Source organism: Prauserella salsuginis (assembly GCF_024648885.1).
Taxonomy (GTDB): domain Bacteria; phylum Actinomycetota; class Actinomycetes; order Mycobacteriales; family Pseudonocardiaceae; genus Prauserella; species Prauserella salsuginis.
In genome coordinates, this window is the sequence record NZ_JANBBF010000008.1 from 662,814 (window position 1) to 684,003 (window position 21,190).

The 21,190-nt window shown below is 70.7% G+C and carries 22 protein-coding genes, 1 tRNA gene and 1 pseudogene; 4 read left to right on the top strand and 20 right to left on the bottom strand.

The window, feature by feature from the left end; translation table 11 throughout:
* Positions 1–15 precede the first annotated feature (15 nt).
* Positions 16–88, bottom strand: a tRNA-Asn gene (locus LY40_RS04540).
* Between the two features lie 186 nt (positions 89–274).
* On the opposite strand from LY40_RS04540, the gene LY40_RS04545 reads away from it, so the two are divergent.
* Positions 275–475, top strand: coding sequence for a hypothetical protein (locus tag LY40_RS04545; RefSeq protein ID WP_183786611.1), 201 nt, complete (start codon positions 275–277; stop codon positions 473–475).
* A gap of 75 nt (positions 476–550) precedes the next feature.
* Here LY40_RS04545 and LY40_RS04550 read toward each other — a convergent pair whose 3' ends face one another.
* From LY40_RS04550 to dnaG, 3 genes are all read right to left on the bottom strand, one after another.
* Entirely contained in the window at positions 551–1,315 is a 765-nt protein-coding gene (locus LY40_RS04550) for a trans-aconitate 2-methyltransferase (protein WP_183786612.1), read from the bottom strand.
* 78 nt (positions 1,316–1,393) lie between these two features.
* Positions 1,394–1,924 (bottom strand): hypothetical protein, encoded by a 531-nt coding sequence (locus tag LY40_RS04555; RefSeq protein ID WP_183786613.1) that lies wholly within the window; start codon positions 1,922–1,924, stop codon positions 1,394–1,396.
* The gene (gene dnaG / locus LY40_RS04560) at positions 1,921–3,819 is read right to left on the bottom strand and encodes a DNA primase (RefSeq protein ID WP_258936020.1); all 1,899 of its coding nucleotides are present in this window, start codon (positions 3,817–3,819) and stop codon (positions 1,921–1,923) included. Before dnaG ends, LY40_RS04555 begins: the two co-directional genes overlap by 4 nt.
* Positions 3,820–3,871: 52 nt before the next feature.
* Between dnaG and LY40_RS04565 the strand changes: the two genes are divergently transcribed.
* Positions 3,872–4,804 carry a sigma-70 family RNA polymerase sigma factor gene (locus LY40_RS04565; protein WP_183786615.1) on the top strand — a complete coding sequence of 311 codons (933 nt, stop codon included), beginning with the start codon at positions 3,872–3,874 and terminating at the stop codon, positions 4,802–4,804.
* Here the strand turns inward: LY40_RS04565 and LY40_RS04570 are convergent.
* The 6 genes from LY40_RS04570 to LY40_RS04595 form a co-directional block, all read right to left on the bottom strand.
* Complete coding sequence (locus tag LY40_RS04570) at positions 4,776–5,372, bottom strand: carboxymuconolactone decarboxylase family protein (protein ID WP_183786616.1); 597 nt, start codon at positions 5,370–5,372, stop codon at positions 4,776–4,778. The genes LY40_RS04565 and LY40_RS04570 overlap by 29 nt on opposite strands.
* A gap of 210 nt (positions 5,373–5,582) precedes the next feature.
* Entirely contained in the window at positions 5,583–7,361 is a 1,779-nt protein-coding gene (locus LY40_RS04575) for a glycosyl transferase (RefSeq protein WP_258936021.1), read from the bottom strand.
* Positions 7,358–8,485, bottom strand: coding sequence for a serpin family protein (locus LY40_RS04580; RefSeq protein WP_183786617.1), 1,128 nt, complete (start codon positions 8,483–8,485; stop codon positions 7,358–7,360). The genes LY40_RS04575 and LY40_RS04580 overlap by 4 nt, the downstream gene beginning before the upstream one ends.
* A gap of 28 nt (positions 8,486–8,513) precedes the next feature.
* A complete protein-coding gene (locus tag LY40_RS04585; protein ID WP_308216666.1) occupies positions 8,514–9,938 on the bottom strand; it encodes a deoxyguanosinetriphosphate triphosphohydrolase family protein in 1,425 nt (474 codons plus the stop codon).
* Positions 9,939–10,043: 105 nt separating this feature from the next.
* On the bottom strand, positions 10,044–10,604 hold the full coding sequence (locus tag LY40_RS04590; RefSeq protein ID WP_183786713.1) for a YdcF family protein: 561 nt from the start codon (positions 10,602–10,604) through the stop codon (positions 10,044–10,046).
* A gap of 59 nt (positions 10,605–10,663) precedes the next feature.
* Positions 10,664–12,052: a glycine--tRNA ligase gene (locus tag LY40_RS04595; RefSeq protein WP_258936022.1), complete on the bottom strand. Its 1,389-nt coding sequence runs from the start codon at positions 12,050–12,052 to the stop codon at positions 10,664–10,666.
* 348 nt (positions 12,053–12,400) lie between these two features.
* Here LY40_RS04595 and LY40_RS04600 point away from each other — a divergent pair, with 348 nt between their 5' ends.
* Positions 12,401–12,904, top strand: a complete 504-nt coding sequence (locus LY40_RS04600; RefSeq protein WP_183786620.1) for an ArsR/SmtB family transcription factor — start codon at positions 12,401–12,403, stop codon at positions 12,902–12,904.
* Positions 12,901–13,368, top strand: coding sequence for a Fur family transcriptional regulator (locus LY40_RS04605; RefSeq protein ID WP_183786621.1), 468 nt, complete (start codon positions 12,901–12,903; stop codon positions 13,366–13,368). Before LY40_RS04600 ends, LY40_RS04605 begins: the two co-directional genes overlap by 4 nt.
* Before the next feature lie 4 nt (positions 13,369–13,372).
* On the opposite strand, the gene LY40_RS04610 is transcribed toward LY40_RS04605, so the two are convergent.
* The 10 genes and pseudogenes from LY40_RS04610 to era all read right to left on the bottom strand — a co-directional run bounded on the left by LY40_RS04610 (position 13,373) and on the right by era (position 21,142).
* Positions 13,373–14,137: a TIGR03943 family putative permease subunit gene (locus LY40_RS04610; protein WP_258936023.1), complete on the bottom strand. Its 765-nt coding sequence runs from the start codon at positions 14,135–14,137 to the stop codon at positions 13,373–13,375.
* A complete protein-coding gene (locus LY40_RS04615) occupies positions 14,134–15,153 on the bottom strand; it encodes a permease (protein ID WP_183786623.1) in 1,020 nt (339 codons plus the stop codon). Before LY40_RS04615 ends, LY40_RS04610 begins: the two co-directional genes overlap by 4 nt.
* A gap of 37 nt (positions 15,154–15,190) precedes the next feature.
* Positions 15,191–15,601 (bottom strand): YbjN domain-containing protein, encoded by a 411-nt coding sequence (locus tag LY40_RS04620; protein WP_183786624.1) that lies wholly within the window; start codon positions 15,599–15,601, stop codon positions 15,191–15,193.
* Positions 15,598–16,452: an isoprenyl transferase gene (locus tag LY40_RS04625; protein ID WP_183786625.1), complete on the bottom strand. Its 855-nt coding sequence runs from the start codon at positions 16,450–16,452 to the stop codon at positions 15,598–15,600. Before LY40_RS04625 ends, LY40_RS04620 begins: the two co-directional genes overlap by 4 nt.
* Before the next feature lie 271 nt (positions 16,453–16,723).
* Positions 16,724–17,557 (bottom strand): annotated as a pseudogene (recO, locus tag LY40_RS04630) (DNA repair protein RecO); the annotation flags it as partial.
* A gap of 117 nt (positions 17,558–17,674) precedes the next feature.
* On the bottom strand, positions 17,675–18,151 hold the full coding sequence (locus tag LY40_RS04635; RefSeq protein ID WP_258936024.1) for an RDD family protein: 477 nt from the start codon (positions 18,149–18,151) through the stop codon (positions 17,675–17,677).
* Between the two features lie 524 nt (positions 18,152–18,675).
* Positions 18,676–19,170, bottom strand: a complete 495-nt coding sequence (locus LY40_RS04640) for a CD225/dispanin family protein (RefSeq protein ID WP_258936025.1) — start codon at positions 19,168–19,170, stop codon at positions 18,676–18,678.
* An 88-nt stretch (positions 19,171–19,258) separates the two neighbouring features.
* Positions 19,259–19,708, bottom strand: a complete 450-nt coding sequence (locus LY40_RS04645; protein ID WP_258936026.1) for a DUF2752 domain-containing protein — start codon at positions 19,706–19,708, stop codon at positions 19,259–19,261.
* Positions 19,705–20,094 (bottom strand): CD225/dispanin family protein, encoded by a 390-nt coding sequence (locus LY40_RS04650; RefSeq protein WP_258936027.1) that lies wholly within the window; start codon positions 20,092–20,094, stop codon positions 19,705–19,707. Before LY40_RS04650 ends, LY40_RS04645 begins: the two co-directional genes overlap by 4 nt.
* A gap of 124 nt (positions 20,095–20,218) precedes the next feature.
* The gene (era, locus tag LY40_RS04655) at positions 20,219–21,142 is read right to left on the bottom strand and encodes a GTPase Era (protein WP_183786714.1); all 924 of its coding nucleotides are present in this window, start codon (positions 21,140–21,142) and stop codon (positions 20,219–20,221) included.
* Positions 21,143–21,190: the final 48 nt, after the last annotated feature.

Consider the following 21,190-nt stretch of genomic DNA (forward strand, 5'->3'; position numbering starts at 1 on the left):
CGACCTGGGCGTTTGCTCCCCCAGTTGGATTCGAACCAACAACCCTCCGGTTAACAGCCGAATGCTCTGCCAATTGAGCTATGGGGGAATGTTCTGTTGTCGTCGGCGCTCTCGCTGTCGACGGGTAGTAACTTTAGACCATGGCCGCTGGCGCCTTCACACGGGGTCCCCCTCCGGTGCGCCGCCACCGTTTCCGGTGGCCAGGTGCCTCGGCGTGGACGGGGCCGGTGGAGAATGAGCGCTTCAAGGAAACAGCACGAGGAGGCTCACCGCCATGAACAAGTTCCTGCTGGGTGCGGCCGTCGGCTATGTCCTGGGCGCTCGCGCCGGGCGCACCCGGTACGAGCAGATCGTGCGGACGTACCGCAAGGTCGCCGATCACCCCGCCGTGCAGGGTGCCGCGGGGGTCGCGCGTGCCAAGCTCGGCGAGAAGATGGGCGAACGCGTTCCGTTCGGGCGGTCGGCCCAGCACTGACCCGGCTCGGCGCCGGGCGCTGCGGCAGTCCGGCGCCGAGATCGCCGCGGGCCACGCCGGGTCGCTCCGGGTCGGTCACGGCGTCCGTGCGACGACGAACACGCGCCGGAACGGCAGCCACGTCGTCCCGTCGGCCCGCTGTGGGTAGGCCTCGGCGAGCAGCTCGGCGAGCTCGCCGCGGAACTCGTCCCAGTCGGCGTCGGCGAGCGCCGCCCTGATCGGCCGCAGCGCGGTGCCGGTGATCCACTCCAGTACCGCGTCGTCGCCGTGCAGCGGCTGCACGTAGGTCGTTTCCCAGGCGTCGACCGTGCACCCGGCATCGGCCAACAGGTCGGCGTAGTCCTCGGGGTCGTCGACCGCATCGGCACCGCGCAGTGACACGCTCGCCAATCTGCTCCGCCACCGCTCGCTCGCGGCGAGCCTGCGGGTGAGCACATGGGAGGGCGCGTTGAAGTTGCCCGGCACCTGCATCGCCAGCCACGCCCCGGACGGCAGCTGCCGCGCCCAGCGCCGCAACAGGTCGCCGTGCCCGCTGACCCAATGCAGCACCGCGTTACTCACCAGCACGTCGGTGTCGGGTTTCGGTGTCCAGGTGCCGACATCGGCGACCTCGGCCGCGATCCCCGCGGCACGGGCCGCCTCGACCATCTCCGGTGAGCTGTCGAACGCCTCGAGCTGCGCCGAAGGCCACCGCCGCGCCAGGCTCGCCGTCAGGTTGCCGGGCCCGCAGCCGGCGTCGACGACCCGTCGTGGCCGCTCGGCCGGCACCCGCGCGACGAGCTCGTGGAAGGGCCTGCCACGCAGGTCACCGTAGGTCAGATACGCAGCAGGATCCCACATACCGTACAACCGTACTGCTGCGGCGGGCGGCGTCACAACCCACCACCCGCGGCCGCCGGGACCCGGTCGGCACCGGCCTCAGGACTGTCCACCGGAGAGGCGTTCGGCGGCCTCCCTGGCCATGGCCCGCACCGCGTCGACGTCGGTGCCGGGATCGGGCCGGGCCTGCAGCATCACACCGTCGGCGCCGGGCACCTTGCGCAGCACGAACCACGCTCCCCCGCCGTCGGCGAGGTCGGTGCGGTGCCGCGCCCGAATGGACCCTTCCACGCGCCGTCGCACGAGCTCCGGCAGCCGTCCCGCACGCGGAAGCCCGACCCGCACCGGTGGCCGATCACGAAGCAGAACCGCGCCGCCCACCTCCTCGGCCTCCTCGGCTTCGACCACCGTGAGCGTCCCGGCGTCCCACCCGGCCTTGCTCACCAGGTGCCAGTCCACCCGCCGCGGACCGTCCTGTCCGGGCAACCACAACCCGAGCCGCGTCACCACCACGTGACCACGGTCGGCCTCCGCAGCGGCGACGACGTCCTCGCCGCGCTCCAGCACGGCCCGGATCTCCTCCGGCACCGACGGCCCCGACAGCCTGCGCCACCACCGCGACACCGTCATTCGAACCCGCCCGCGGCCTGGCCTTTGAGGGCCTTCCGGTACTCCTCGAGCGCGACGAGGTCACCGAACAGGTCCCGGTACTCGTCCGGTGAGTCCACAGGGGACAGTCGCTGGAGCTTCGACTTCAGTTCACCGATCTGACGGCCAACGAGATTCTCCTGCACGGCCGAGAACATCGACTGCACGTAGCGCGCATCGGCGTCCCCCACCGACTGCGGCGGCTCGACGGCCAGCTCCGAGAGCAGCGACGCCACCCCCGCGTTCTCGGCCTGCTGCGCCGCGGCCTCGAGCAGCGCGGGGCCGGACAGTCCGGAACCGGTGCCGCCGGCGGCGAGCACGGCCCGGTGCACCGCGACGTACGCGGGATGGGTGAAGGCATCCTCGGGCAACGTGTCGTACTGCGGGCCCGCCAGCGCGGGTTCCTGCAGCGCCGCCTTCAGCACCTCGCGCTGCGCCGTGCGCTCGGGATCACGCGGATCGGGCCGGGCGAACGCGGGCGCCTCGCCGTTCTCGGCGCCGGCACCGCGCGAGGGCTGTTTCCGCCCGCTCGCCTTCACCGGCGCACCCGCGCTCTCGCGCACCCGCCGCACGACCATCGCCTCGTCCTGCCAGCCGGTCCACCACGCGAGCTTCGTCGCGTAGCCGTCCCGCTTGGCGCGGTCCCTGATCTGGGCGACGAGCGGGACGGTGCGCTGCAGCGCGGCGACCTGGCCGTCCACGGAGTCGAGGTCGTACTCGGCCAGCAGGCTGCGGATCGCGAACTCGAACAGCGGGGTCCGGCGCGACACCAGGTCTCGCACCGCCGAGTCGCCCTTGTTCAGGCGCAACTCGCACGGGTCCATGCCCTCGGGGGCGATCGCGATGTAGGTCTGCCCCGCGAACGTCTGGTCGCCCTCGAACGCCTTCAGCGCCGCCTTCTTACCGGCCTCGTCGCCGTCGAACGTGAAGATGACCTCGCCGCGGAACGCGTCGTCGTCCATCATCAGCTGGCGCAGCACCCGCATGTGCTCCTCGCCGAACGCGGTACCCGACGAGGCGACCGCGGTGGGCACACCCGCCTCGTGCATCGCCATCACGTCGGTGTAGCCCTCGACGACGACCACCTGATGCCGTTTGGCGATCTCCCGTTTGGCCAGGTCGAGCCCGAACAGCACCTGTGACTTCTTGTAGATCGGGCTCTCGCTCGTGTTCAGGTACTTGGCCTGGATCGGGTCGTCGTCGAACAACCGGCGCGCGCCGAACCCGACGACGTCACCGCCGCGGTCCTTGATCGGCCACACCAGGCGGCGGTGGAACCGGTCGATCGGCCCGTTACGGCCCTCCTTGGAGATCTGCGCCTTGTACAGCTCCCCCAGTTCGAAACCCTGGTTCAGCAGATGCTTGGTGAGCTTGTCCCACCCGCCGGGGGCGAACCCGCAGCCGAACCGGGCCGCCGCCGCCTGATCGAACCCGCGTTCCTTCAGGAACGTCCGCGCCGTCTCCGCCTCGGGCGTGGTGAGCTGCTCGGCGTAGAACGCCTGTGCCGCCTTGTGCACCTCGACCAGCCGCAGCCGCGTGCCACGGTTCTCCCTGCGGACGTCACGGCCGCCGCCCTCGTAGGTCAGCTGCAGCCCGATGCGGTCGGCCAGCCGTTCGACCGCCTCCACGAACGGCAGGTGCTCGATCTGCATGATGAATTTGATGACGTCGCCGCCCTCGCCACAGCCGAAGCAGTGGAAGGTCCCGTGCGTCGGGCGCACGTTCATCGACGGCGTCTTCTCCTCGTGGAACGGGCACAGGCCCTTCAGCGCCCCGCCACCGGCTCGGCGCAACCCCACATACTCGCCGACGACGTCGTCGATCCGATTGCGCTCGCGTACCTGCGCGATGTCGCTGTCCCGGATCCGTCCCGCCACGCCCCCACTTTAGGCCAGGACCCGATCGCCTCCGACCGGGCATACTCTGCCCATGCCCGACACTCCGGCGGCGTCCGACGAGGCCGCCCGTTTCACCGCCGTACGCGCCCATCTCGTCGGCGTCGGATACCGGCTGACCGGCTCTCTGGCCGACGCCGAGGACGCCGTGCAGGACGCGTGGCTGCGACTGACCTCGCTCGACGACGACCGGCGCGCGGCGATCCACGACCTGACGGCCTGGCTGACGACCGTCGTCGCCCGGCTGTGCCTGGACCGGCTCCGGTCGGCGGCCACCCGCCGCGAACGGTATGTCGGCCCGTGGCTGCCCGAACCGGTCGTGACCGCCACCGACGGCAGGCCCGACCCCCTCGAGGCCGTGGTGGCCGACGACGGCGCCCGCATGGCGGCCATGGTCGTGCTCGACACCCTGCCACCCGAGCAGCGCCTGGCGTTCGTGCTCCACGACGCGTTCGGGGTGCCGTTCGCCGAGATCGCCGAGACCCTCGGCTGCAGCTCCGACGCGGCGCGGCAGTACGCCTCCCGTGGCAGGCGCACGGTGCGCGATGCGGATCCGCCGCCGCGCGCCGGCGACGACCACCGGCGGGTCGTCGAGCAGCTGCTCACCGCCATGGCAACCGGTGACGTCCAGGCGGTCGCCCGCGTGCTGCACCCCGACGTGGTGCTCATCGGCGATTCCGACGGCAAGGCCCGCACCGCGCGGCGCGTCATGTCGGGGGCCGACAGGATCGCACGGTTCTTCGTGGGCCTGCTCACCGTCTACCGGCCGGGCGCTTTCGCGGCGGCCCGGCCGGTGATGGTCAACGGTGACCTCGGCGTGTACCTGCCGCCGGTGCCGGGCGGCGAGGGTTACCACGACCTCGACGCCCACGTGCAGACGGTCGCCGTCGCCGGCGGCCGGATCGTGGCGATCTACGACCAGGTAAACCCCGACAAGCTCACGCGCCTGCCGTCCCCTCCCGCCTGACCTCGCCGAGTTCCACCCGGCAGGCGTCGCCGGAGGTGAACCCCTGGTCGACGATGCCGAGCGCGGCGTTCGACCGTCCGCGCATGTTCTCCAGTCCGATCTGCAGCGACAGTTCGACCACACCCGCCGGGCCGAACTCGCGTTCCAGTTCGGCGACCTGCTCGTCGGTCACCGCGATCGGTGTGTCGGTCATGGCGTCGGCGTAGGCCAGCGCCAGCCGTTCCGGCCGCGTGTACAACGGCGAGGTGGCGTAGTGGTCGATGTCCTTCAACCGGTCGATGTCGAGTCCGTCGTGCTGCTGCAGCATCGTCCCGAAGTCGATGCACCACGAGCAGCCCAGCCGCACCGCGACCCGATAGACGGCCAACTCGCGCACGCTGGTCGGCAGCACGGTCGAGGCGCGTTCGGCGAGCATCTCGAACACGCCGTAGGCGCGCATCAGTTTCGGGTGGTGGGCGGTCACGGCGAACGGCTCCGGCACGGCGCCGTACTTGCGTGCGACGACGCGGTACAGCACACGCGTCACCGGGCCTGCCTGGTCGGCGGTGACGACGGGAATGCGGGGCATGGCGATTCCTCCTCGGGTGTGCGATCGATTCTCACCCTGGGGACGAGACGGCGCCTGCCGATGTGACAGCACGGGGATGCCGCGTCGAAGCCCCGATCGGCGCGCCAGGCACGCCTACGGCCGCCACGTCGAAGGCCGGTACCTCGGGCAGGGCCGTGCCTCGAGCTCCGCCCGCCCGCCGCACACGGTCGACAGCCGGGCCCGCCGCGTTCAGGGGGACGTGAGCGACCGGACGTCCCAGATCCACATGTCCCCACGGAACTGTCCGGGCTTGCCGATCAGCCCTTCGGTCGTGCTGCGGAGCGCTTCCGCGTGGGGGTGATCCGCGTCCAGTACGACCAGGTCGGTCCGCCACTGCCGCAGATCCGCCTCGGCCTGCGTGCGTTCGGCCTCTCCCACGTCGGCGGCGATACCGCTCTCGTCGACCTCGTCGAGGATCGACGACAGCAGCGTGCGCTGCGCCCCGTAGATGCCGGAACCGTCCTCGGCGGGGCCGACGAAGTAGCCCTCCGCGAGGGGGAAGCCGAGCCCCTGGCTGACCTGCCAGTGCAGCGGATCGGCGTAGCCGGTGTCGGGCAGCGGCACGACGGCGACCGATCGGCCGTCCCTCACATGGTCGGCCCACTGGCCGGACGCGAGGAACTCGGGCACCGGCTCGCGTTCTGCCACGGGAAGTTCGGTGGGCATGATCGGCACGAGCGCGACCAGCAGCGCGCCGAACCAGCCCACCCGCGCGACGTACGCCCACTCCCGGAGCCACGGCAGGCGCAGCACGCGCTCGGTGGCCAGCGCGAGCAGGATGCCGCCCAACGGCGCGCACGCCATCGCGAACCGGGATTCGAGCACCGACGACACGAGCGGCGCGTCGACCAGCAACAGCCACGGCCCGGGAATCGACGTCCCCGTGCCGTTCACGACGAGCAGCACCCCCGTGGACAACCACGCCATCGCCAGCATCGAGACGGCGACCGCGCGGGCGGCGGCGACCCGCCACAGCGCGACCGTCACGCCGAGCAGCACCAGCACGAGCGGCCAGCCGAAGAACGCGTTCTCCTCGGTGCGGTTGAGCGACAGGTCCACGGCCGACGACTCGGTGCCCGCCAGCGATGCCGTCGCGTACGCGGTGAATGCACCGAGATCGTTGCCCTGGAAGCCGTGCTCGATCCCCGTGTAACTCTGCGGACCGGCGAACTGCCACCACAGTGGCACCGCCACGATCGCGCCCGCGACGATCGCGCCGATACCGATGCCCGTACCGAGCGGGCGCACCATCGGCCCGATCTCCGCGGGCCTCGACAGCGCGTACACCAGCGCGAACACCGTCAGCGCCAGCGCCGCGATCAGCAGCGGCTCCTCGCCCAGCAGCACCTGGTACGCCGCCAGCAGTCCGAGGATCACGCCGCCCGCGACCGGCCGCTCACCGCGCGCCAGCAACAACAACCGGTGCACCAGCAGCGGTACCAGCAGCAGCACGACGAAGTTGGGGTGGGCGTTGGCGTGGGAGATGATGGGCGGAGCGAACCCGGCGAGCGCCGCGCCGATCGCTGCGGCACCTCGGCTGGCGACGACGTGCCGGGACAGCAGCCAGTACCAGGCGACGGCCGTCCCGGCGAGCCCGCCGGTGAGGGTGAGCGCCCACGTCACGGTCGGTCCGAACAGGACGGTCACCGGCGTCAGCGGGATGCCGACGCCGAGCATCGCCGTGTTGGCCATGAGGTTGACGCCGAGCGGATGGTTCTGCAGATCGGTGTGCAGCGGATTCGACAGCGTCAGCACGTTCTTCGCGGCGACGGCGAAGAACCACTCCCACATGTTCTGGTCCTGCCCGCTGCCCGCCAGGTAGCCGGAGTCGAGGTTCTGCCACAACCCGCGGTAGACCAGCAGCGCCGCCGCCACGCAGGCCACCACGACGAGCAGGTCGGCGATGCGGCCGCGGGCGCGCGTGTCGAGCCGCACCCGGGAGGGTGCGGCGGGCGACGCGCATGTCACGGCGTGACCACCCGCGCGACGAAGTAGACGGCGCCGGTACCGGCGTGGCGTACCAGCAACAGGAAGGGCCGGTTGACGTCGACGACCACGGGTTCACCGGTCGGCATGGACACGAGTCGCATCGTGGCCGCCGTCGCCGCGGCACCTTCGAGGCCGTGCTCGTCCAGTCGCAGCACCGCCCGGTGCAGTACATCGGAGACATGCAGCCGCGGATCGCCGGACAGGCCGCCGAGATCGGCCTGCGGGGTGAACATGCGCCGCACCCCGAGGCCCCGCAACGCGTCACCGAGCGGAACCGGCACGTCGAGCGACACCCGCGGCATCGTCAACCGCACCTGTTCCGGTGCCAGCGCCGCGAGCAGGTCGGCCAGCGCGGTCTCGTCCAGGGCGACCTCGGCGTCGGCGAGCCTGCGGTCCGGTAGGAGGACCACCGCCTCGACACCGCCGACCGCGGGCACGGCGACGGCCTGCCAGCCCCCGAACTCGGCGTAACGCATCCGCGCCGTCTGCCGCATCATCGGCACGGTCAGCGGCCCGTCGGGCCCGTGGAAATCGGCGTCGGCCGTGGCGTCGGTGGGGAACGGATGCCGCCAGGCGCAGCGCAGGTACAGCGCGTTGACCAGCGTGGCGACCGTGTCCGGGCCGACCGAGCCCGGTGGCAGCAGCTCGGGAATCAGGTCCCGCGTCGTGGCGGCCACGTCGGCGTTGATCGCGGCCCGGGCGGCCTCGGGGTCGTCGACGAACGGCGCGGCCGCGACCCGGCCCGAAGCCCGCTGTTCGAGCGCCTCCGCGTAGCCGTCCTCGACGGCCAGGCCGTCCCACGCCCACAGCGTGTTCGACACGGCGAGCACCGGTTCCTCCTGGCCGGTCCTGGCCTCGAGCACCGCAGCGGCGTCCAGCAGCCGGGTCTGGTCCGCGAGCGCGGACGTCTGTCCGGCGACCAGCGCGGTGATCTCGTCGGCGGTCTCACCCCGTGCACCGTCGGCCACGAGCCCCAACGCGCCCGCCGCCGAGTACGGCGACACGCAGGCGTCGTCGGTTCCGGGGTCCCCCGCGGTCGCACGATGCACGGCGAGCGCGAACGTCCGGTGCGCGGCTTCCGCCGGGTCCGTCGTGACCTCCATTCCGTGACCGTATCGTCATCCGGCGCGGTTATGCGTGGCGGCCCGTGTGCCAGGAATGCCAGGCGTGCGCCTGCGCATCGGTGAGCGTCGCCACCTGGTCGATCACCACACGCAGCCGTTCGGCGTCGCTCTCGGCGCCGGACCACATCTGCCGGAACACCGGCTCGAGTGCCTCGGGGGACCGCGCGAGCAGCACGTCGATCAGCTCGGCGAGCAGCTGCCGCTGCCCCTCCTGCAGCGCAAGCCTGCGCCGGTCACTCATGACGTACCGCAGCGCCATCGCCTTCAGCAGCGCGACCTCGGCCGCCACGCGGGCGGGCACCCGCAGGTCGGCCTCGTAACGCCACAGCGGGCGGTGCCCGTACTCCTCGCGGGTGGCGGTCACGGCCGCGGAGGCGAACCGTCCGACGAGCTCGCTGGTGAGCCGCTTCAGCGTGACCTGCGCGCCGAGGGTCGAGTCGTAGCCGCGCGCGGCGAGCTCGGCCACGACCGGCAACGTGAGCAGTTCCGCCGCGGCGTCCTCGACCGCCGACACCGGTTCGGCCGTGAAGTGTTTCGCCGCGAGCGCCGCGACGGCCGCCCGTTCGACGGGGTCGGCGAGCATCCCGAACGAGATCCGGCCCGCCCGGACCGCGTCCTCGACGTCGTGCACCGAGTAGGCGACGTCGTCGGCCCAGTCCATGATCTGTGCCTCGAGACACCGCCGGCCACCGTGTGGCCCTGCCTCGTCGCCGGTCCCGCCGTCGCTGCCCGTGGGGTCGCGGTTCGTGGGGTCGCGGTTCGTGGGGTCGCTGCCCGTGTTGCCGTGCGTGCGGACGCCGTCGCCACCACCGTCGCCGCCACCACCACCGCGGAGCCAGCGGAACACGGCCAGATCGTCGGCGTACACCCCGAACTTCGCCGTGCCGGGCCGCCGCGGCCACGGATACTTGGTCGCGGCGTCGAGGCTGGCGCGCGTGAGGTTGAGCCCACCGGTGACCGTGTCCGCGAGTCCGGGGGCGACATCCGGGTCGCCGCCCAGGATCTTCGGTTCGAGCCGGGTGAGGATGCGCAGGGTCTGGGCGTTGCCTTCGAAACCGCCGCACGGCTCCGCCGCCTCGTTGAGGGCGTGCTCGCCGTTGTGGCCGAACGGCGGATGTCCGATGTCGTGGGCCAGCCCCGCCGTGTCGACGATGTCCGGATCGGCACCGAGGTCCTCGGCGATCCCCCTGCCGATCTGAGCGACTTCGAGGGAATGGGTGAGCCGGGTTCGCGGCACACCGCTCACCTCGGCCCCCTCCCCCGGGCCGACGACCTGGGTCTTGCCGGCCAGCCTGCGCAGCGCCGCCGAATGCAGCACGCGGGCGCGGTCCCTGGCGAACGGCGACCGGGTGTCCTCCCGCGCTCCGCTCAGTGCACCGCCCTTGGCCGGTTCGGGATGCAACCGTGCGCGGTCCTGCTCGGTGTACGACACCCGCGTCAGTCTACGAACCCGGCCCGTCCTGTCACGGCAAGCGCGCCGCGGCGGCCGCGGGCGCGCCGGTCCGCGACCTCGGCAGTCGGGCCCCGCCGGTCGTCACTACCGAATGCTGTCGGTGCCGAATAGGTGGTAGTACAGCAACGCGACGGTCTCCCGCCCGATGTACCAGGCCTGCGTCTCCCGTGTCCGCACGATCGGCCCCGAGTGCGTCGGCGACGTCCACGCCTCGAGACCGGCGTCCTCGGCCATCGTGCGGGCCCGCAGCGAGTGCCACGGATCGCTGACGATCACCGTCGTGGCCCAGCCGCGGTCCTGCAGCTCCCGCGCCGCAGCCTGCAACGACCGCAACGTGTCGGCACCCTCCGGCACCGTCAGCACGTCCTTCTCCGGAACGCCGTTGTCGGTGAGCCACCGGGCACCCGATTCGGCCTCGCTGTAGGTGTCCCCGGGAGCGCGTCCGCCCGTCGTGACGATGCGCGGCGCGACGCCCTGGTCGTACAGCTCCTTCGCCTGGCCGAGACGATAGGCGAACACCTGCGATGGCGTGCCGTTGTACTGCGCGGCGCCGAGCACCACGATCGCGTCGACCTGCGGGCGTTCGTCGGCACGCGCCACGTACCACACCCGTAGTGCCGTACCGCCGACCAGCACGAGCGCCATGATCAGGACACCGGCGACGGCGCGGCGGATCCACCGCGTCACCCCCACGGCAACGCCTCTCAGCAGCCGATGAGGCGAGCCGCCAGATACGACTCGAGTTTGTCGATGGCGATGCGTTCCTGGCTCATCGTGTCGCGCTCACGCACCGTCACCGCGTGGTCGTCGAGCGTGTCGAAGTCGACCGTGATGCAGAACGGCGTGCCGATCTCCTCCTGGCGCCGGTACCGCTTTCCAATGGACTGCGCGTCGTCGAAGTCGACGTTCCAGTGCTTGCGCAGCATCGCCGCGATGTCCCGAGCTTTCGGCGTCAGGTCGGAGTTGCGCGACAGCGGCAGCACCGCGACCTTGTACGGCGCCAGCCGCGGGTCGATCTTCAGCACCGTGCGCTTGTCGACGCCGCCCTTGGCGTTCGGCACCTCGTCCTCGATGTAGGCGTCGAGCAGGAACGCCATCATCGGACGGCCGACACCCGCCGCGGGCTCGATCACGAACGGCCGGTACCGCTCGCCGCCAGCCTGGTCGAAGTAGGACAGGTCGACACCCGAGTGGTTCGAGTGGGTCGTGAGGTCGAAGTCGGTGCGGTTGGCGATGCCCTCGAGTTCACCCCACTCCTGGCCCGCGGAGAACTGGAATCGGTACTCGACGTCGACGGTCCGCTTCGAGTAGTGGGACAGCTTCTCCTGCGGGTGCTCGTACAGCCGCAGGTTCTCCTCCCGGATGCCGAGGTCGACGTACCAGGCCTTGCGCTGCTCGATCCAGTACTCGTGCCACGACTCGTCCTCGCCCGGTTCGACGAAGAACTCCATCTCCATCTGCTCGAACTCGCGTGTGCGGAAGATGAAGTTGCCGGGCGTGATCTCGTTGCGGAACGACTTGCCGATCTGGCCGATGCCGAACGGCGGCTTCTTCCGGGCCGTGGTCTGCACGTTGAGGAAGTTCACGAAGATGCCCTGCGCGGTCTCGGGGCGCAGGTAGTGCAGCCCCTCCTCGGACTCGACGGGACCGAGGAACGTCTTGAGCATCATGTTGAACTCGCGCGGCTCGGTGTACCGGCCGCGGTTGCCGCAGTTGGGGCACGGCACGTCGGAGAGGTCGTCCTCGTTGATCGGCGTGCCCGTGCGCTCGGCGTAGTCCTCGGCCAGCTGGTCGGAACGGAACCGGCGGTGGCACTCCAGGCATTCGACCAGCGGGTCGTGGAACGCGCCGACGTGGCCGGAGGCCTCCCACACCTGACGCGGCAGGATGACCGACGAGTCGATGCCGACGACGTCCTCACGGCCCTGCACCACGGTCTTCCACCACTGGCGTTTGATGTTGTCCTTCAGCTCGACGCCGAGCGGTCCGTAGTCCCACGCCGACCGGGTACCGCCGTAGATCTCCCCCGAGGGGAAGACGAAGCCACGACGCTTGCAGAGGTTGACGACGGTCTCGATGTTGTTGGCGGGCACTCCACGCTCCGTGGGAACTATCGCAGTGGTGGGTCGGATTATGTGAAGCACCAGACTAGCCCGAGGCCGCGGCCGCTCCTGCGAGGGGCGGGCCGCTCCTGCGAGGGGCGGGCCGCTCCCGCGGGGCCGCCGATCCGCAGCGTCCGGCCACCGGCGCCGGCCCCACCCGTGCACCCGGCTCGCCGCTCCGCGGCCGAGCGACGGGACCGGCCGCGTCGGCGCACTAGGATGGACGCGCACACACCCATCAACCGACCACGACCGCACAACACAGCGACCGCACAACACAGATCACCCACCGGAGAGCCGTGTGCCGGCACACGGCGGACGCAGGCTGGAGCATGCGACATGGCGACGGCGAGTTCCGACGCGGCGCCCGCGGGCCCACCCGGCCCCGGTGAGACGGGCGCGGACGGTCACGTCGACGCCGGCCACGACCCGGCCGTACCGGGCCACCGCGACGGTCACCCGCATCCCGACGACACCGGACACGATGTCGCAGGGCACGATGTCGCGGGGCACGATCACCCGGGCGGTCCGGTGCCGCTGACGCCGCCGCCGTCACCGACCGCGCTGACCGATGCGGGCGAGCTGCTGCGGGCACTGGCCGCACCGGTGCGGATCGCCATCGTGCTGCAGCTGCGGGACGGCGACCGGTGCGTGCACGACCTGGTGGACGCCCTGGACGTGGCCCAGCCGCTGATCAGCCAGCACCTGCGTGTCCTCAAGGCGGCCGGCGTTGTACACGGTCAGCGACGCGGACGCGAGGTCGCCTACCGACTGGTCGACGATCACCTGGCACATATCGTGGTGGACGCCGTCGCACACGTGCAGGAGGAGGCGAAGCGATGAGCACTTCGACGAGCAGCTCGTCGGCCGACAGCACCTCGGCGGGAGCCAAGGCGTCCAAGGCGCCGCTGCCGGGGCGCAGGGCGACCCGGCAGCGGGCCGCGGTCGTCGAGCTGCTGGCCGAGGTGGACGATTTCCGGTCGGCGCAGGAGCTGCACGACGAACTGCGCCGCCGCGGCGAGGGCATCGGCCTCACGACCGTGTACCGGACACTCCAGTCGCTGAGCGACGCCGACGAGATCGACGTGCTGCGCACCGACTCCGGCGAGGCGCTGTACCGACGCTGTTCGGAACACCATCACCACCACCTGGTGTGCCGCAGCTGCGGCTATACGGTCGAAGTGGAGGGACCGGCCGTGGAACGCTGGGCCGAGGCGATCGCCTCCGGCAACGGTTTCTCCGACATCAGCCACATGATCGAGATCATGGGCACCTGCTCGACCTGCGCCGCGCAGCAGGCGAGCTGACCGGTCAGGTCTCGTACGGCTCCTCCGGCCGGGGAATCTCCCGCAGCGTGCGCACGGCAAGGTCGGGGACGTAGTCGCGGGCGCGCGTGTCGTCGGCGGGCACCAGGTGTCCCGTGACCTCGACCCACGTGTCCGACGGCAGCAGGTCCGCCTGCCCACCGGTGAGGCCGGTGCGGACGGCGAACGCGTCCGCCGCGCAACAGCTCATGGTCATGCGCGCCAACTGCGGACCGTCGGCGGTCTGCACGACGAAGCCGGTGAGCCGCACCGTGCGTCCGTCGAGGGAATCGCGTTCGTCCCATCCGGCGCGGGCGACGAAATCGCCCACCGGCAGCGACACGACCTCGCGGGGCGGGAGCGGTGCGAACTCCGTGTTTCCGGGTTCGGTGTTCTGCCTGGTCCGCAGCACCGAGTCGGCGCCCAGCGCCGGGGGCGCCACGAGCAGCACGGCGAGCACGGGCACGACGATCAGCCACGCCGAACGCGCGGTGTGTTCGTGTCCGCCCTCCCCCGCGCACGCGTCGGGTGCGCAGCCACGGCCGTCACCGGCGTCGTCGGTTTCGTCGGTGTCTCCCGCCGCAGCGCGCGCTCCGTCGCGGACGTCCCGCACGATCGCCACGCCCGCCAGCACGAGCATGACGATGCCCGCACCGACCAGCCACGGCTGGTGTGTGGGCTTGACATAGCGCAGGTAGTCGCCGGTCACGGCGATCTTCAGCAGCGCACCGCCGAGCAGTAGCAGCAGGACGTTCTGGGTCTCGCGCCTCACCGCACGCCTCCCAGGAAGACCAATCCCGACACGACGGCACAGCCGATCGCCACCACGAACGTGACCGGCGCGAACCGCAGCGCGAACGCCCGTCCGAACGTGCCGGCCTGCAGGGCGAACAGCTTCGCGTCGATGGCGGGGCCGACGACGAGGAACACCAGCCGCGGCAACAGCGGCAGCGCCGACAGTGACGCGGCGACGAACGCATCGGCCTCGCTGCACAGCGACAGCACCACGGCCAGCACCGCCATGACCAGGACACCCAGCACGATCTGCTCACCGAGGGAGGAGAACCAGTCCGCGGGGATAACCACGCCGAACGCCGCAGCGACCAGACCGCCCAGCACGAGGAAACCGCCCGCGTCGACGAGGTCGGCCCTGGCGGTCTCGGCGAACACGCGCCACCGGTCGCGCCCTGCCGTGTCGGGCAGCCGCCGCAGGGCGCGCTCGGCGATCCAGTCGAGCTTGCCCCAGCGCAGCCACAACCAGCCCATGATCAGCGCCGTGGCGAGCGAGCCTGCGAAACGGGCGGCCACCATGGCGGGTTCGCCGGGGAACGCCACAGCGGTCGAGACGAGCACGATGGGGTTCACCGCGGGTGCCGCCAGCAGGAACGCCAGCGCGGCCGCCGGGGCGACGCCCTGTCCGATCAGTCGGCGCGCCACGGGCACCGACGCGCATTCGCACCCGGCCAGCACGACGCCCGACACTCCGGCGACGCCGACAGCAGCCGAGTCCCTGCGCGGCAGCACCCGGCGTAGCGCCCGCGCGGGCACGAACGCGGCGATCGCCCCGCTGAGCAGCACCCCGAGCACGAGGAACGGCAACGCCTGCACGCAGATCGCCACGAACACCGTCGTCGCCGTCTGCAGCACCGGGACGTCGACGGCCTCGCGGAGCTGATCCTGCGCGAGGATCGCCAGCACCAACAGCGCGCACAGCACCTGCATCGAGGTGATGCGCCACCGCCTGCCCGGCCGGCCTGCCCGGCGCGCACTGTCGACAACGGTTTCCATCAGTGCGCCATCATGCCAGGCGACGTTCCGCGGCCCTTCAGGCGCTGACGAGCTCCGAGCGCACCTGCGAAGCCGTCGACACGACGAGCATCAGCAGCGTGCCGAGCGGCCCCGGGTCGAGCCCCTGCGCGGGGAACGCGTACCGCAGCGTGACGTCCGTGCCGCTGTCGCCGTGCACGATGCCGAGCGTGCCGAACAGGCCCTGCCCCGCACGCTCGGCCACGACCGCGGCCAGCTTCGGATCGTCCGGCAGGTCCCACGCCACGACACACGTCAGGCTCAGCACCAGCAGGCCGTCGGCCAGCTGCATCGCCTGCACGACGCACGGCACGTCGGAGTGTTTGAACGTGAGCGTGCCGTCGTCGTCGACCTGCACGTCCAGGTAGTTCTCGAGCGCTTCCTTGGCTGCGGCGAGCAGCTGGGCGGTGTCGGCGGCCTCAGAGGTCATGCGGTGTCCTTCCCGGGTTCGGCGGTGGTGTCGGCGGCGTCGGTGCCGTCGCTCTGGTCGACGGCGCCGCCGAACCGGCGGTCGCGCTTGGCGTATTCGAGGCACGCGTCCCACAGCTGGGTGCGGTCGAAGTCGGGGAACAGCGTGTCCTGGAAGACGAACTCGGCGTAGGCCGACTCCCACAGCAGGAAATTCGAGGTGCGCAGTTCGCCGGAGGGCCGCAGGAACAGGTCCACGTCCGGCATCTGCGGCTGGTACAGGTATTTGGCGACGGTGCGCTCGTCGACCTTGTCGGGGTTGATCTTGCCCTCGGCCGCCAGCCGCGCGATGTGCCGCGCCGCGTCGCCGATCTCGGCGCGACCGCCGTAGTTGACGCACATAGTCATGTTCATGCGCGTGTTGTGCTTGGTCTTCTCCTCGGCGGCCTCGAGTTCCTTGATCACGCTGCGCCACAGCTTGGGCCTGCGGCCCGCCCACCGGATGCGCACGCCGATGGAGCCGAGGTAGTCGACCTGGCGGCGAATCGTGTCGCGGTTGAAGCCCATCAGGAAACGCACCTCGTCGGGACTGCGCTTCCAGTTCTCCGTCGAGAAGGCGTACACCGACAGCCACTTGACGCCGAGTTCCACCGCGCCGCTGGCGACGTCGATCATCACCGACTCGCCGCGCTTGTGGCCTTCGATGCGCGGCATGCCGCGCTGGTTGGCCCACCGGCCGTTGCCGTCCATCACGAGGGCGACGTGGTTCGGCACCAGTTCCGACGGGATCCGGGGCGGACGGGCACCCGACGGGTGCGGGTCAGGTTCCCGCACCTCCTGGATGCGTGTCGCGTCGCGAGCCTTCCAGCGCACCTGTCACCTCCACCTCGCCGGGCGCGGTCGCCCGTGCCGTGTCCGTCCACGCCGTTGCAGCCGTCCCGAACTCCTCGTCGTCGGAGGCTGCCGCCGGCTCGCCGCCTGCTTCCCGGCCACCGGTCGACGCGGTGGACGTCGCCGCAGTCACCGCAGTGTTCGAGTGTGCGGCGTCCGAGTGTGCCGGGCCGTGTTCTGCCGGGTCCTGTGGTGCCCGGGCCTGTTGTTCCGGGGCCTGTTGTTCTGGGGCCTGTTGTTCCGGGTGGACCGCTGCCGGGTCGGCGGCACCGGTGCCCGGATCGTCGGTGCCGTCGTCGGTGTCACCGCTGGCATGCGGGTCCGACCCTAACGCGGCGGTCAGCGGCGCCTCGCGGGCACGGCGTTCCACGAACGGCAGGGAGCGCAGGCGGCGTTCCAGGTGCCATTGCAGATGCGCCGCGACCAGGCCGCTGACGTCGCGGCGCACGGACTGGGTGCTGTCCTCGGCGACGGGCCAGTCGCCGTGCAGCAGCGCCGCCATCACGGCCAGCACGTCCGGTGCGGGGTGCACGGAACCGGGGACGCGACAGCGCGGGCACAGCAGGCCGCCCGCCTGCACGTTGAACGCGGCGTGCGGGCCGCGTTCGCCGCAGCGGGCGCATTCGGTGAGTGCCGGCTCCCAGCCTGCGAACGCCATGGCGCGCAGCAGAAACGCGTCGAGCACGAGCGACGAGTCGCGCTGGCCGCCGGCGAGCGCCCGCAGCGCGCCGACGACGAGGAGATACAACTTCAGCGCGGGCTGTTCCTCCTCGGCGGCCAGCCGGTCGGCGGTCTCCACGATCGCGGCGGCCGCCGTGTACGCCTGGTAGTCGCTCACGATGGGTAGTGCGAACGCGTCGACCGTCTGCACCTGCGTGACGACGTCGAGCGTGCGGCCGGTGTAGAACTGCACGTCGACGTGCCCGAACGGTTCGAGCCTCGCACCGAACCGGGACGTCGTCCGCCGCACGCCCTTGGCGACGGCGCGCACCTTGCCGTTGCGGCGCGTCAGCAGGGTGATGATGCGGTCGGCCTCACCGAGCTTGTGCACGCGCAGCACCACGCCGGTGTCCCGATACAAGCTCACCGGACCATGATCCCACGCCCGGGCGACAACCCGTGGCCAGCAGCGCCGAGGCGTGACACTCATCGCCGCGGACGCAACGGCGGGTGGGGCCGCGGCGACGGGGTGCCTACCACCCGGTCAGTACGTCGGCTTGGTAGAGATCACGTAGGTCTTCGCGTGCGCGTCGTGCCAGCCGCGGCGGCCGAGCGTGTCGAACACGGGTGACAGCCAGAACAGCAGGAGAAGCAGCGAGCCGACGTACAGGAGTATGTTCAGCACGCCCAATCCGGACGTCAGGAACGCACGGCCGATGGCCGGACCGGCGACGAGCCCGGCCCCGGTTGTGCTCGACGACCGGGTGACAACGCGCAACCCCATGATCTTCTTGCCGACCGTACGACCACGTTTGGCCAGTCCGATGGCCTCATAGACCATCAGGACCAAGGGAAGCAGCACGGCGTAGCCACCGCGGAGCATTTCTCCGGTACCGAGGAATCCGTGGTCGCGTCCAAAAATGATCGCCAGCGGCACCAGGACTGCACCCGCCACGGCACCGACGATGAGCAGATCCAACAATCGGGCCAGGAACCGATGCAACAGCGGACCCAGCTCCAAAGGCGCTCCACCGTCGAACTGGACCCAGGATCCAGGGATCAGCACATACGCTTCGCCGGGTTTGCTGGGCGGAACGGGTCGGCCGAATCCGCCCGGCCCGAATCCGGGAGCCTGGTGTGGTGGGAAGCCGTGCAGCGGCTGCGAACCGGGCCTCATCGGCCGTCCCGGTACGGACTGCGGTGGGACTCCACCGGGCGCGGCAGGCTGCTGTGGAGACTCGGGATGCGCACCCGGTGGAATCTGCTGTCCCGGAGGCCCTGGCGGCGCACCGTATCGATTCCCTCCGTACGACCCGCTATGCCACTGACCCGGCTCGTTCACTCTCACTCCTCCACCGTCCACGCCACCGGAGCGGTGAGCTCGCCTCGACAGCCGGAACGTCCTCGATCCACACGTCGCAGTGGCCGACCGTCCCACCCCATCCGTACGGCCCACTGGAGCATGGCGCGCGGACGGACTCGTCGTTCGCCGCCGAGCGTTGTCGACGCAGTACGCATGTGCTGCGTGGCCAACGGAACGAACGATCAGTAGCCGCTGTACGTCGTGTACGTGTCCACCGCCGAAATGGACACGATGATCATGATGATCGAGATGACCCAACCAATCGCGCCGATGATCGTGGCGATCATGCACATCGTCTTGGTGCTGTTCGAGGCCTCCTGAGCGGCCGGGAGATTACCCAGCCGCACATTGGACTTGACCTCGTTCGACTTGATGATCGCGAAGATCGCGAGCGGCCAGAACAGGAAGATGCACCCGATCGCCCAGCCGAAGTAGTCCTTGATCTCCTGGCCCATCCCCGGCTGACCCATTCCCGGCTGGCCGTAGGGCTGCCCGAACTGACCGGGCTGCTGGCCGAACTGGCCCGCCTGCTGCCCGTACGGTTGCCCATACGGCTGTTGCCCGTACGGCTGGGGTTGCCCCTGCGGCGGCTGACCGAACTGACCGGGCTGCTGCGCAGGCATTCCGCCGGAAGGCGGCTGGCCGTACCCCTGCTGGTGTCCGTACGGATTGGTCATGGTGTAAGTCCTCCCCCGAACCGGGAACATCGTCGCGCCGGGACTGTACCGCGCTGGTCGGTCGCCCGACGGGCGGACCCGAGATCTGCTACACCGCCAGCGCCGAGAACGGACTTACCGGAAGATTCCGAACAACGAGCCACCCGGCGATCACCGCGGCGGAGACGATGGGCGCGAAGCGCCAATGCTGCCAGCTCCGCGCCGGTCGGCCACGCCAGCGCCCGACGGTCCACGCCACCAGACTCCACACCAGCAGTCCCACGGCCACCACGCCGACGGCGTTGTACAGCAACGCGGCCCCCAGGTCACCCTGTAAGAGGCTGTAGATCATGCGCATCGCACCGCATCCCGGGCACACGACACCGAAAAGTGCCTTGGTCGGGCACGCGGGAATCGGCCCGCCCGGCGTGGTCGGCTCGGCCCACACGACCAGCCATGATGCGCCGATCACCAAGACCGCAACGGCTGCGGGCGCACCCAGCCGTCGCAGCCGATCCGACCGCCCCCGCACCGGTACGTCCGGGTGGGGACGACTCATGTAGGCGTGATCTCCTCGAGAGACAAACCGACGATCAGCAGGGCCACGACGATGAACAGGATGTACAACGCGAAGAAGATGCCCACGGTGATCGCCGACCACATCGCCCATTTCTTGGCCTGGTCGGCGGATTCCTTCGCCTCGGCGTACAGGCCCTGAGCCCAGAGTGTCGAGACCTGGTTGGCCTTGACGATCGACACGATGCCGAGCGGCATACAACACATGATGGTCGTGAGAATGCCCCACACCAGGTGGTTCTCCGGCGGGGGTGGCGGATACCCGTAGCCGTACCCGGGCGGTTGCCCGTATCCCGGCGGATAGCCCTGCTGCGGGTACTGCGGCTGCTGCGAATAGCCATCCGGATACGGCGGATGCTGCCCGGTCACGGTCCCCTCCTCGGCACGAGCCGAACCCCGGCTCTCCCCGCCGGGGCGACGGCGGGGAGAGGCTACCCGATACCGCGGATCGGAGGTCACCGCGGATCGCCGGCCGGCCCAGCAGTAGCTGGCCCTAGAAGCCCAGGCGGCCCAACTGCTTCGGGTCCCGCTGCCACTCCTTGGCCACCTTGATGTGCAGGTCGAGGTAGACCTTCGACCCGAGCAGCGCCTCGATGTGCGTGCGGGCGTTGGCACCGACCTGCTTGAGCCTGCTCCCTTTGTGGCCCAGCACGATGGCCTTCTGACTCGGCCGTTCCACGAACAGGTGCGCGTAGATGTCGACCATGTCGTCGCGGCCCTCGCGCGGGATCATCTCCTCGACCGTGACGGCGATCGAATGCGGCAGTTCGTCGCGCACGTCCTCCAGCGCGGCCTCGCGGATGAGTTCGGCGACGAGCCGCTGTTCCGGTTCGTCGGTCAGGTCGCCGTCCGGATACAGCTGCGGGCCCTCGGGCAGCTGGCTCACCAGCACGTCGGCGACCGTGTCGACCTGGTAGCCGCCGGTGGCGGACACCGGAACGAGGTCGGCGAACTCCATCACGTGCTGCAGCTCGAGCAGCTGCTCGGCCACGACCTCCGGCTTGACGAGGTCGGTCTTCGTGACGATCCCGATGACGGGTGTGCGCCGCGCGATCTTGGCCAGTTCCGCCGCGATGTACTTGTCGCCCGGTCCGATCTTCTCGCCCGCGGGCACGCAGAACCCGACGACGTCCACTTCGGACCACGTGGCGCGCACGACGTCGTTGAGGCGTTCTCCCAGCAGCGTGCGCGGCCGGTGCAGCCCCGGAGTGTCCACAATGATCAGCTGCGCGTCGTCGCGGTGCACGATGCCGCGCACTGCGTGCCGCGTGGTCTGCGGCTTGTTGGACGTGATCGCGATCTTCGTGCCGACCAGCGCGTTGGTCAGCGTCGACTTGCCCGCGTTGGGGCGTCCGACGAAACAGGCAAACCCCGACCGGTGTTCGGCCGGCGTCTCGCGCCATCCGGTGTCCTGGATGCCGGCCTCGCGCAGCTTCGCGGCGAGGTCGTCGCCCGGCTCGTCCGT